Source organism: Streptomyces sp. NPDC107546, assembly GCF_055639175.1.
Genome location: NZ_JBVKBA010000003.1, coordinates 308,246 through 319,718, shown reverse-complemented (window position 1 = coordinate 319,718; position 11,473 = coordinate 308,246). Strand labels below are relative to the sequence as shown.

Sequence of the window (11,473 nt, the reverse complement as noted above, 5' to 3'; positions counted from 1 at the left end):
GAGATGAACACGCTGCACGGCACAGCCACGAGCGCAGTGGTCACGCGTCTGCACGACGTCGCCCGGAACACGGAGAAGTCCGGTGCGGACGGGGGTACCTCCCTGCTCGAGCGTAGTCGAGAGCTCGGGGGAGGGCGGGGATGCGCCCGCGGCGCCGGGCGTCAGCACACCGTGTTCATGGCGGTGGTTGACGCTCGCACGGGGGAAACACACGGGGGAGCCGCGTACGGGGAGGACTCGGGGGAGCGCCGCTGCGCGACGGAGGCGGAGTTCACCGCCTACGTCGAGGAGCGCCGCGCCTCCCTGTACGCCACCGCCTACCACCTGACCGGTGACCGCTTCGAGGCCGAGGACCTGCTGCAGAGCGCGCTGTTCTCCACCTACCGGGCGTGGGACCGGATCAGCGACAAGGCCGCCGTGGGGGGCTACCTGCGGCGCACGATGACCAATCTGCACATCAGCGCGTGGCGCCGCCGCAAGCTGAACGAGTACCCGACCGAGGAGCTGCCGGAGACGCCCGGCGACACGGACGCGATGCGCGGTACGGAGCTGCGCGCCGTCTTGTGGCAGGCGCTCGCCCGGCTGCCGGAACTCCAGCGCACCATGCTGGTCCTGCGCTACTACGAGGGCCGCACGGACCCGGAGATCGCGGAGATCCTCGACATCAGTGTGGGCACGGTGAAGTCGAGCATCTGGCGGTCGCTCCGCCGGCTGCGCGAGGACGAGGTCCTCAGCTTCGGCCGTGACCAGGAGGAGTCCTTCGGCGAGCTCGTCGCCTGAGGGACGGGGGGACACGGGGGATCACGGGGGAATCGGGGGAGCGGTACCAATCGGGGGATCGGTACCGGGGGAGGGAAGCACGGGGGAACGCGGGGGAGCACAAGAGAGCGGGACTGGAGGGCCGGGGGGTCCAACCAGTCCCGTTTCTCGTTTCCGTACGGTCCTCAGGGGAACGGCTTACGCCGCCGTGCCCACCGACGCCCGCCGTCCCGCGGCCGCCGCGGACAGTCGGCTCAGTGCCTCGTCCCGGTCGCAGGCGTACGCGCCGAGCGCCGTCTGCCGGGCCACGATCGACCGCTCGGCGCGCATCAGCCGCCAGCCGCGGCGCAGCAGGAACGGCACCGACTTGCGGCCCTCCCTCAGATCGCGCAGGAAGCGGCGGCGGAACGTGGTGAGGGGTCCGCGGGTCAGGCACAGCGCGTCCGCGAGCACCCCGAGTTCCCGGCAGCGCTCTATGATCTCGGCGGCGAAGACGCCCTCCGCGATGACCGCCGGGGCCCGGTCGACGTCCAGCGTCTCCTCGCCCGTACGCGCGCTCAGGGCGATGTCGTACACCGGCACCGTCGTACGGCCCGTGGCGCACAGTTCGGCGATGGCCGCGACCGCGACGTCCGCGTCCCACGACTGCGGATGGTCCCAGTCGATGTCCGAACTCCCCTCCACCAGGGGCAGTGTGGGGTCGTCACCCTCCTTGTAGAAGTCGTCGAGCCGCAGGACGGGCAGGCCGGAGCGGGCGGCGACGAGGGACTTGCCGGAGCCGGAGGGGCCGCACAGCAGCACGACGCGGGCGGGGGCCGGGGGATGAAGGCTCACGAGACACCAGTGTGACGCATTCCGTACACCCTGCGGACCCCGCGGGTCGACGTTTGGAGCGCAGATCACACCTCAACTACGCTGCGTGGCGACATTCTCACGTTTTGCAGCAAGAAGGTGGCAGCAGCCATGGCACGACACGCCTCCCCCAAGTCCCCCACCGCCCAGCGCGCGCTCGTCGCTCTCGCGACCGCGGGCGTCGCCCTGGGGGCGGGCGCCGCCTCGGCGTCGGCGGCGAACGGCGGCCCGCCGGCCGACGTGATGCGGACCCGGCCCACCTCGCTCGGCAACGTCGACCCGCAGGCAGGGGTGTCGGCACTGACGGGGACCGTGGGGTACGTCACCGGGCCCGTGCGGTACGCGGCCGGGCCGCTCGCCGGCCTGAAGCCCAACCCGCTCGCCGGCACGGGCGTCGACCCGCTCGACAACGGCGTCGCCACCCAACTCGCCGACTTCAAGCCGCTGTCGTCCAGGTCCCTGACCCGGCCGGTGGCCGAGGCGGAGTCGCTCGGCGGTGTGCCGGTGGTCGGGCAGGTGGTCGGGGCGCTGCGCTGACCGCCTCCCGACCGGCGGCCACCGACGCGGAGCAGAGCCGCGCTTTCCCGGACGGGGGGAAGCGCGGCTCTGCTGTCTGTCAGGGGCGCGAGGGCGGGTGACCGCCCCGCGGACCGGTGTCAGTACGACGAACCGGAGGCGCCCAGCGAACCCGTCGGGTGCCAGACCGTCTTCGTCTCCAGGAAGGCCGTCATGCGCTCGACGCCGGGCGTCTCGGAGTAATCCACAGGCTGTGGACGCAGAACGCGCTTCAGGTTGTCCGCCGCCGCGATCTCCAGCTCCTTCGCCAGGACCTCGTCGGCGCCGGCCAGGTCGATCGCGTTGACGTCCTGGTGCGCGGCCAGCGGCGCGGCGATCTCCGCCGTACGGCCGGACAGGACGTTCACGACGCCACCCGGGACGTCGGAGGTGGCCAACACCTCGCCCAGCGACAGGGCGGGCAGCGGGGCCTTCTCGGAGGCGACCACGATCACCGTGTTGCCCGTGGCGATCACCGGGGCCACGACCGAGACGAGGCCGAGGAAGGACGACTCCTGCGGGGCCAGTACGGCGACGACGCCCGTCGGCTCGGGGGAGGAGAGGTTGAAGTACGGGCCCGCGACCGGGTTGGCGCCGCCGATCACCTGGGCGATCTTGTCGGTCCAGCCCGCGTACCAGACCCAGCGGTCGATGGTCGCGTCCACGACCGCGGCGGCCTTCGACTTCGACAGACCCTCGGCGTCGGCCACCTCGCGGACGAACTGGTCCCTGCGGCCCTCCAGCATCTCCGCGACGCGGTACAGGATCTGGCCGCGGTTGTAGGCGGTCGCACCCGACCAGGCGCCGAACGCCTTGCGCGCGGCCACCACCGCGTCACGGGCGTCCTTGCGGGAGGAGAGGGGCGCGTTCGCCAGCCACTTGCCCTTCGAGTCCTTCACCTCGTACACCCGGCCGCTCTCGGAACGCGGGAACTTCCCGCCGACGTACAGCTTGTAGGTCTTGAAGACGGAAAGCCGTTCGATCGTTTCGGACTTGTCAGACATCGAGGTACGCCTCCAGGCCATGGCGGCCGCCCTCGCGGCCGAAGCCCGACTCCTTGTATCCGCCGAACGGCGAGGTCGGGTCGAACTTGTTGAACGTGTTGGACCAGACGACACCGGCGCGCAGCTTGTTCGCGACGGCCAGGATGCGCGAGCCCTTCTCGGTCCAGATGCCGGCCGAGAGGCCGTACTGGGTGTTGTTCGCCTTGGCGACCGCCTCGTCCGGGGTGCGGAAGGTGAGAACCGAGAGCACCGGGCCGAAGATCTCGTCACGGGCGATGGTGTGGGCCTGGGTGACGTTCGTGAACAGCGTCGGGGCGAACCAGTAGCCGCTCTCCGGGATGTCGCAGGCAGGGGACCAGCGCTCGGCGCCCTCCGCCTCGCCCTGCTGGGCGAGCGCGGTGATCCGCGCCAGTTGCTCGGCGGAGTTGATCGCGCCGATGTCGGTGTTCTTGTCCAGGGGGTCGCCCAGGCGGAGCGTGGACAGACGGCGCTTGAGGGAGTCCAGGAGCTCGTCGTGGATCGACTCCTGGACCAGCAGGCGGGAGCCCGCGCAGCAGACCTGGCCCTGGTTGAAGAAGATGCCGCCCACGATGCCCTCGACGGCCTGGTCTACGGGTGCGTCGTCGAAGACGATGTTGGCGCCCTTGCCGCCCAATTCGAGCGTGAGCTTCTTCTTCGTGCCCGCCACCGTGCGGGCGATCTCCTTGCCGACGGCCGTGGAACCGGTGAAGGCGACCTTGTTCACGTCCGGGTGCGCGACGAGGGCGGCGCCCGTGTCGCCGTAGCCCGGAAGGATGTTGACCACGCCCTTGGGCAGACCTGCCTGCCGGCAGATGTCCGCGAAGAACAGGGCGCTCAGCGGCGTCGTCTCGGCCGGCTTCAGGACGACCGTGTTGCCGGTGGCGAGCGCCGGGGCGATCTTCCAGGCCAGCATCAGCAGCGGGAAGTTCCAGGGGATGACCTGGCCGGCGACGCCGAGAGGCTTCGGGTCCGGGCCGAACCCGGCGTGCTCGACCTTGTCGGCCCAGCCCGCGTAGTAGAAGAAGTGCGCGGCGACCAGGGGCAGGTCGGCGTCGCGGGTCTCCTTGATCGGCTTGCCGTTGTCCAGCGTCTCCAGGACCGCGAGCTCGCGGCTGCGTTCCTGGATGATGCGGGCGATGCGGAACAGGTACTTGGCGCGCTCGGAGCCGGGCAGCGCCGACCACTTCTCGAACGCCTTGCGGGCTGCCTTCACCGCGCGGTCGACGTCGGCCTCGCCGGCCTGGGCTACCTCGGACAGCACCTCTTCCGTGCTGGGCGAGATCGTCTTGAAGACCTTGCCGTCGGCCGCCTCGGTGAACTCGCCGTCGACGAACAGGCCGTAGGAGGGGGCGATGTCGACGATCGAGCGGGACTCGGGCGCCGGTGCGTACTCGAATGCGGATGCCATGGTGATCAGTCCACCGTCACGTAGTCGGGGCCGGAGTAGCGGCCGGTGGCCAGCTTCTGACGCTGCATCAGCAGGTCGTTCAGCAGCGAGGAGGCGCCGAAGCGGAACCAGTGGTTGTCCAGCCAGTCCTCGCCGGCGGTCTCGTTGACCAGGACGAGGAACTTGATCGCGTCCTTGCTGGTGCGGATGCCGCCGGCCGGTTTCACGCCGACCTGGACTCCGGTCTGGGCGCGGAAGTCGCGCACGGCCTCCAGCATGAGGAGGGTGTTGGCGGGCGTGGCGTTGACGGCGACCTTGCCCGTCGAGGTCTTGATGAAGTCGGCGCCCGCCAGCATGCCGAGCCAGCTCGCGCGCCGGATGTTGTCGTACGTCGACAGCTCGCCGGTCTCGAAGATGACCTTCAGGCGGGCGGACGTCCCGCAGGTCTCCTTCACGGCGGCGATCTCGTCGTACACCTTCAGGTACCGGCCGGCGAGGAACGCCCCGCGGTCGATGACCATGTCGATCTCGTCGGCGCCCGCGGCGACGGCCTCGCGCACGTCGGCCAGTTTCACGTCGAGGGCGGCGCGGCCGGCCGGGAAGGCGGTGGCGACCGAGGCCACCTTCACGCCGGAGCCCGCGACGGCCTCCTTGGCGACGGCCACCATGTCGGGGTAGACGCAGACCGCCGCGGTCGTCGGGGTCGTACGGTCCGTCGGGTCGGGGTGGACCGCCTTGGCGCCGAGCGCCCGGACCTTGCCCGGGGTGTCCGCGCCTTCCAGCGTCGTCAGGTCGACCATCGAGATGGCGAGGTCGATGGCGTACGCCTTCGCGGTGGTCTTGATGGATCGGGTGCCGAGCGAGGCGGCGCGCGCCTCGAGGCCGACCGCGTCGACGCCGGGCAGCCCGTGGAGGAAGCGGCGCAGCGTGCTGTCGGACGCGGTGACGTCGGCGAGAGCGTGTGCGCGGGATGCAGTGGTGGGCATGGTCACCAGCCGAGCATATCTACGCGCGTAGCGGCTGTACACCCCCGTGTGGGCATCGCAACGCTGACGCGATGCACGACGAGACCGCCCACGACCGCGCCGATCCGGTCGTGCAGAATCGGGACCATGACGACGCCCGAGCACGAGTCACCAGCGCCGCAGCCGCCGGCTCCCGAGTTCAAGGACCGGGTCCACCGGTCGGCCGGAGGTATCGCGGGCGGTGTGCTGCTGCTGGCCATCGTCGCGTGGCTCGGCTTCGACGCGTTGTTCACCGGCCACGGCCGCACCCCGTGGCTGGCGCTCGCCGCGATGATCCTCGTCGTGCCGCTGGTGGTCGCCTTCACCCTGCGGCCGGCCGTGTACGCCAACGACGAACGGCTGCGCATCCGCAACCCCTTCCGCGTGATCGTCCTGCCCTGGGGCCAGGTCGCCGCCCTGCGGTCGGGCTACTCGAACGAGGTCATCGCCAAGTCCGGCACCAAGTACCAGCTGTGGGCGGTGCCCGTGTCGATGCGGGCACGCAAGAGGGCGTCACGGCAGCAGGCGCGGGCCGCGGGGGCGGGCGCGGGGGAGCGGGGGAAGGACCGGCCGTTGCGGCCTCGTCCCTTCGGCTCCGGCGCGCCGGACGCCCGCCCGGCGGGCCCCGCAAGCCCGGCGGGCCCCGTCCGCGCCGCGACCGACCAGCTCATGGATGACCTGCGCCAGCTGCACGAGACCCGAGAGCAGGAGGAGACGGCTCAGGGCGAGGTGACGGTCCGCTGGGCCTACGAGATCGCGGGACCGGCGGTGGCGGGAGCGGTGGTGCTGGCGATTCTGCTGGCGGTGGGCTGAGCGGTTGCCGGGGCCGCTCGGGGGTTGCTGAGGCCGCTCGCGAGCAGCCCCCGGCTCCCCCCGAGCAGCCAGGCCTCCGGCCCCGGCCCCGGGGCCCTCCCCTGCGACGTGCCCGCCACCGCGGCAGCCACGTTCAGCTGCAACCGAGCGGCCGAGGCCGGTCAGTCAGATGCCCGCCGCCGCCGACAGGTCGCGCTTGATCGACGCCAGCAGGTCGGTGGCCCGGGCCCGGGCCACCGGGAGGTCGGCGTGCGCCGCGACCGGGACCACGACCTCCAGGTAGCACTTGAGCTTGGGCTCCGTACCGCTGGGGCGGACGATCACACGGGCGCCTTCGAGCGTGTAGCGCAGTCCGTCCGTGGGCGGGAGCGTGTCCGTGCCCTGGGTGAGGTCCTCCGACTTCGTGATGGGCAGGCCCGCGAGTGCCGTCGGAGGCTGCTCGCGCAGGCGGCGCATCGCGGCGGCGATGAGCGACAGGTCCTGGACGCGGACCGAGAGCTGGTCGGTGGCGTGCAGCCCGTGCTCGACGGCGAGGTCGTCGAGGAGGTCCAGCAGCGTCCGGCCCTCGGACTTCAGCTGCGAGGCGAGCTCCGTGATCAGGAGCGCCGCGGTGATGCCGTCCTTGTCGCGTACGCCGTCCGGGTCCACGCAGTAGCCGAGCGCCTCCTCGTAGCCGTAGCGCAGGCCCTCGACACGGGCGATCCACTTGAAGCCGGTGAGGGTCTCCTCGTACGGCAGGCCCGCCTTATCGGCGATGCGGCCGAGGAGCGAGGAGGACACGATCGACTCCGCGAAGGTGCCGGTGGCTCCGCGCGAGACCAGGTGGGCCGCCAGCAGGGCGCCCACCTCGTCGCCGCGGAGCATGCGCCAGTCGGTGCCGTCCTTGACGGCGGCGGCGCAGCGGTCGGCGTCCGGGTCGTTGGCGATGACCAGGTCGGGTTCCGTCTCGCGGGCCTTGGCGAAGGCGAGGTCCATGGCGCCGGGCTCTTCCGGGTTGGGGAAGGCGACGGTCGGGAAGTCCGGGTCGGGGTCGGCCTGCTCGGCGACGAGGACCGGCTCGGGGAAGCCGGCCCGGGCGAAGGCCGCGAGGAGGACGTCCTTGCCGACGCCGTGCATCGCCGTGTAGACGGTGCGGGCGATGCGCGGGGAGTCCGCGGCGAGGACGGCGTCCGTGCGGGCGAGGTAGGCCTCGAGGACGCCGTCGTCCAGGGTGTCCCAGCCGGCGTCCGGGCGGGGGACCTCGGTGAGGGTCGTGATCGCGTCGATCTCGGCCGCGATCTCGGCGTCCGCCGGGGGCACGATCTGGGAACCGTCGCCGAGGTAGACCTTGTAGCCGTTGTCCCGCGGCGGATTGTGGCTGGCGGTGACCTCCACGCCGGCGACCGCCCCGAGGTGCCGGACGGCGAAGGCGAGGACGGGAGTGGGCAGGGGGCGGGGGAGGAGGGCCGCGCGCAGACCCGCGCCCGTCATGACGGCCGCGGTGTCCCGGGCGAGGTCGGCGGACTTGTGACGGGCGTCGTAGCCGATGACGACCAGGCCGTCGCCGTGACCCTTGGCCTTGAGATACGCGGCGAGGCCCGCGGCGGCGCGGATGACCACCGAGCGGTTCATGCGCATCGGGCCGGCACCGAGTTCGCCGCGCAGGCCGGCGGTGCCGAACTGGAGGGTGCCGCTGAAGCGCGCGGCGAGCTCGGCGTGGTCCTCGGCGTCGATGAGCTTGGCGAGTTCGTCACGGGTGTCCGCGTCGGGGTCCTCGGCCAGCCACGCCTTGGCCCGTGCGATGAGTTCGTCGTGCACGTCGGGTCAACCTCTCGTTGTGTGGTGGATGACGTTGCGCATGTGGGAGCGGGCGGGTGCGGCGCGCATCGCCTTCCCGCCCAGTGCAGCACGGCGGCCGGGTGGGGATCTGGGGGCCGGAGCCCCCAGAGGGAGGGCACCCTGTGCGACGGTGCCCTACAGCCGTTCCAGTACCTGCGCCAGCAGCGCGCCCATCCGGGTGGCGGAGTCGCGGCCCGCCTGCAGGACCTCCTCGTGGTTCAGCGGCTCGCCCGTCATACCGGCGGCGAGGTTCGTGACCAGGGAGATGCCCAGGACCTCGGCGCCCGCCTCGCGCGCGGCGATCGCCTCGAGGACCGTCGACATGCCGACCAGGTCCGCGCCGATGGTGCGGGCCATGCGGATCTCCGCCGGGGTCTCGTAGTGCGGGCCGGTGAACTGCGCGTAGACGCCCTCCTCGAGGGTGGGGTCGATCTCCTTGCACAGGGCGCGCAGGCGCGGGGAGTACAGGTCGGTGAGGTCGACGAAGTTGGCGCCGACGATCGGGGAGGTCGCGGTCAGGTTGATGTGGTCGCTGATCAGGACCGGCTGGCCCGGGCGCATCGTCTCGCGCAGCCCGCCGCAGCCGTTGGTCAGCACGACGGTCTTGGCGCCGGCGGCGACGGCGGTGCGGACGCCGTGTGCGACGGCGGCGACGCCGCGGCCCTCGTAGTAGTGCGTACGGCCGAGGAAGACCAGGGCGCGCTTGTCGCCGATCCGGTACGAGCGGATCTTGCCGCCGTGCCCCTCGACGGCCGGCGGCGGGAAGCCGGGCAGCTCGGTGACGTGGTGCTCGGCGGCGGGTGCGCCGAGGGCGTCGACGGCCGGAGCCCAGCCGGAGCCCATCACGAGGGCGACGTCATGGGTCTCGGCACCCGTCAGCTCGCGCAGGCGCACGGCGGCGGCGTCGGCGGCGGCGTAGGGGTCGCCCTGCAGGTCGTCCGGAAGAAGAGATGCGTTCACGCGCATGAGGGTAGCCGGTCTTTGCCTACGCGCGTAGATGACGGAGGTCACGGCAATGCGATCGTTGTCTTGCCGCTCCCGGGGAAAGATGGGAAAACCGTGATGAAAGGGGTCAGCAGGGCCGCTTGCGCAGCTCCATCACATAGTCGTGCGGCGCCCCCGCGGACTCCGCCGCGTCCGCGACCTCGCCCAGGTAGCGGGCCGAGGGGAGGCCGCCCTCGTAGGCGTTGAGGACGTACGTCCATGCCGTCTCCTCGCCGTCCAGCGTGTGGACACGGACGCTGCGCAGCCGGCGGTAGACGTCGAGGCCCACGCCCTCCCAGCGGTCCATCGACTCCTCGTCCAACGGCGCGATCTCGTACAGCGCGACGAAGACCTGCGACAGCGGGTCCTCCACGATCGTCGCGAGGGCGCCCTCCCACCCCATGTGCTCGCCCCCGAAAGTCAGCCGCCAGCCGTTCAGCCAGCCCGTGGCGCGCAGCGGCGAATGGGGAGCGCGGCGGGTCATCAGCCGCGCGTCGAGGTTGCCGGCGTACGCGGCGTAGAGCGACATGGAGTCGAGGGTACGGCAGCGCTTCGGGCGCCTCTGCCGTAACAGAAGCATCACCGGCCGCCCCCCACGGGGAGCGCCGCCCGAAGGGTGCGGGACAATGGAGTACGTGACTCGGATCGTGATCATCGGTGGCGGACCCGGCGGGTACGAAGCGGCGCTGGTGGCCGCACAACTCGGCGGGGAGGTGACCGTCGTCGACTGCGACGGTCTGGGCGGGGCGTCGGTGCTCACCGACTGCGTGCCGTCCAAGACACTCATCGCGACGGCCGAGGTGATGACCACCTTCGACTCGTCGTACGAAGAGCTCGGAATCATCGTCGCCGACGACACGCCGCCCCTGGAGCAGGCCGCTCGCGTGGTCGGGGTCGACCTCGGCAAGGTCAACCGACGGGTCAAGCGGCTCGCGCTCGCCCAGTCCCACGACATCACCGCCTCCGTCACGCGCGCCGGCGCCCGGGTCATGCGCGGCCGCGGCCGGCTCGAGGGCATGCAGGCCCTGGACGGCTCCCGCAAGGTCGTCGTGCGTGCTGCGGACGGCAGCGAGGAGACGCTCACCGCCGACGCCGTGCTCATCGCCACCGGCGGCCACCCGCGCGAGCTGCCCGACGCCCAGCCCGACGGCGAGCGGATCCTGAACTGGACCCAGGTCTACGACCTCGACGAACTGCCCGAGGAGCTGATCGTCGTCGGGTCCGGTGTCACCGGTGCCGAGTTCGCCGGCGCCTACCAGGCACTCGGGTCCAAGGTCACCCTGGTCTCCTCGCGCGACCGTGTGCTGCCGGGTGAGGACCCCGACGCCGCCGCCGTCCTGGAGGAGGTCTTCCGGCGCCGCGGCATGAACGTCATGGCCCGCTCCCGTGCGCAGTCCGCCAAGCGCGTGGGCGACCGGGTCGAGGTCACTCTCGCCGACGGCCGCGTGATCACCGGCTCGCACTGCCTGATGGCCGTCGGCGCCATACCCAACAGCAGCGGGATGGGCCTGGAGGAGGCCGGGGTCAAGCTGCGCGAGTCCGGGCACATCTGGACGGACAAGGTCTCCCGGACGACGGCTCCGGGCGTGTACGCGGCCGGTGACGTGACCGGTGTCTTCGCGCTGGCGTCCGTGGCCGCGATGCAGGGACGTATCGCGATGTACCACTTCCTGGGCGACGCGGTGGCCCCGCTCAACCTGAAGACCGTCTCCTCGAACGTCTTCACGGACCCCGAGATCGCCACCGTCGGCTACACGCAGGCGGATGTGGACGCGGGCAAGATCGACGCCCGGGTCGTCAAGCTGCCGTTGCTGCGCAACCCGCGCGCGAAGATGCAGGGCATCCGCGACGGCTTCGTGAAGATCTTCTGCCGCCCGGGCACGGGGATCGTCGTAGGCGGTGTCGTGGTCGCGCCGCGTGCCTCGGAACTGATCCATCCCATCTCGATCGCGGTCGACAACAATCTGACGGTCGAACAGATCGCGAACGCGTTCACCGTTTACCCGTCCCTGTCGGGCTCGATCGCCGAGGTGGCACGGCAGCTGCACACCCGGAAGACATCGGGCGAAGGCTGACGGCCCGGGCGCCCGCTTTCCGGCCGACCCCGCAGGTCAGACGGCTGGTCATGGCGGGCGACCGGCGATGCGCACGGCAGGGGCGGCCCGGATGGGTACGGATCGGGCGCCTATACCACTTTCCGCCCCGCCGTGCGAACAACTTCTGTTATTCGGCGCAAACTGCTGAAAGCAGACGGTCGTTGGGGTTACTGTCAGTTT

Annotated in this window: 11 protein-coding genes; 4 read left to right on the top strand and 7 right to left on the bottom strand. The window is 71.5% G+C overall.

The features are described 5' to 3' along the window. The first annotated feature begins 3 nt into the window (after window positions 1-3). On the top strand, window positions 4-780 hold the full coding sequence (locus ACZ7L1_RS06295; protein ID WP_471434661.1) for a SigE family RNA polymerase sigma factor: 777 nt from the start codon (window positions 4-6) through the stop codon (window positions 778-780). A gap of 177 nt (window positions 781-957) precedes the next feature. Here the strand turns inward: ACZ7L1_RS06295 and ACZ7L1_RS06290 are convergent, their stop codons facing one another. Next, window positions 958-1,593: a uridine kinase gene (locus ACZ7L1_RS06290; RefSeq protein ID WP_471434659.1), complete on the bottom strand. Its 636-nt coding sequence runs from the start codon at window positions 1,591-1,593 to the stop codon at window positions 958-960. A gap of 129 nt (window positions 1,594-1,722) precedes the next feature. Here ACZ7L1_RS06290 and ACZ7L1_RS06285 point away from each other — a divergent pair, with 129 nt between their 5' ends. Next, window positions 1,723-2,148, top strand: coding sequence for a hypothetical protein (locus tag ACZ7L1_RS06285; RefSeq protein WP_471434658.1), 426 nt, complete (start codon window positions 1,723-1,725; stop codon window positions 2,146-2,148). A gap of 119 nt (window positions 2,149-2,267) precedes the next feature. On the opposite strand, the gene ACZ7L1_RS06280 is transcribed toward ACZ7L1_RS06285, so the two are convergent. Genes ACZ7L1_RS06280 through deoC form a run of 3 tightly spaced genes read right to left on the bottom strand, consistent with a single transcriptional unit; the run spans window position 2,268 to window position 5,564 of the window. Next, window positions 2,268-3,170, bottom strand: coding sequence for an aldehyde dehydrogenase family protein (locus ACZ7L1_RS06280; protein ID WP_471434657.1), 903 nt, complete (start codon window positions 3,168-3,170; stop codon window positions 2,268-2,270). Next, window positions 3,163-4,599: an aldehyde dehydrogenase family protein gene (locus ACZ7L1_RS06275; protein WP_471434655.1), complete on the bottom strand. Its 1,437-nt coding sequence runs from the start codon at window positions 4,597-4,599 to the stop codon at window positions 3,163-3,165. Before ACZ7L1_RS06275 ends, ACZ7L1_RS06280 begins: the two co-directional genes overlap by 8 nt. Before the next feature lie 5 nt (window positions 4,600-4,604). Beyond that, window positions 4,605-5,564, bottom strand: a complete 960-nt coding sequence (gene deoC, locus ACZ7L1_RS06270; RefSeq protein WP_471434654.1) for a deoxyribose-phosphate aldolase — start codon at window positions 5,562-5,564, stop codon at window positions 4,605-4,607. A gap of 126 nt (window positions 5,565-5,690) precedes the next feature. Here deoC and ACZ7L1_RS06265 point away from each other — a divergent pair, with 126 nt between their 5' ends. Continuing rightward, a complete protein-coding gene (locus ACZ7L1_RS06265; protein ID WP_471434652.1) occupies window positions 5,691-6,395 on the top strand; it encodes a PH domain-containing protein in 705 nt (234 codons plus the stop codon). A 165-nt stretch (window positions 6,396-6,560) separates the two neighbouring features. Here ACZ7L1_RS06265 and ACZ7L1_RS06260 read toward each other — a convergent pair whose 3' ends face one another. From ACZ7L1_RS06260 to ACZ7L1_RS06250, 3 genes are all read right to left on the bottom strand, one after another. Next, entirely contained in the window at window positions 6,561-8,192 is a 1,632-nt protein-coding gene (locus ACZ7L1_RS06260; RefSeq protein ID WP_471434651.1) for a phospho-sugar mutase, read from the bottom strand. 156 nt (window positions 8,193-8,348) lie between these two features. Next, complete coding sequence (locus ACZ7L1_RS06255) at window positions 8,349-9,173, bottom strand: purine-nucleoside phosphorylase (RefSeq protein ID WP_471434649.1); 825 nt, start codon at window positions 9,171-9,173, stop codon at window positions 8,349-8,351. 112 nt (window positions 9,174-9,285) lie between these two features. After that, entirely contained in the window at window positions 9,286-9,726 is a 441-nt protein-coding gene (locus ACZ7L1_RS06250; protein WP_471434647.1) for a gamma-glutamylcyclotransferase family protein, read from the bottom strand. Between the two features lie 97 nt (window positions 9,727-9,823). Here ACZ7L1_RS06250 and ACZ7L1_RS06245 point away from each other — a divergent pair, with 97 nt between their 5' ends. Further along, complete coding sequence (locus ACZ7L1_RS06245) at window positions 9,824-11,272, top strand: NAD(P)H-quinone dehydrogenase (RefSeq protein WP_471434646.1); 1,449 nt, start codon at window positions 9,824-9,826, stop codon at window positions 11,270-11,272. Window positions 11,273-11,473: the final 201 nt, after the last annotated feature.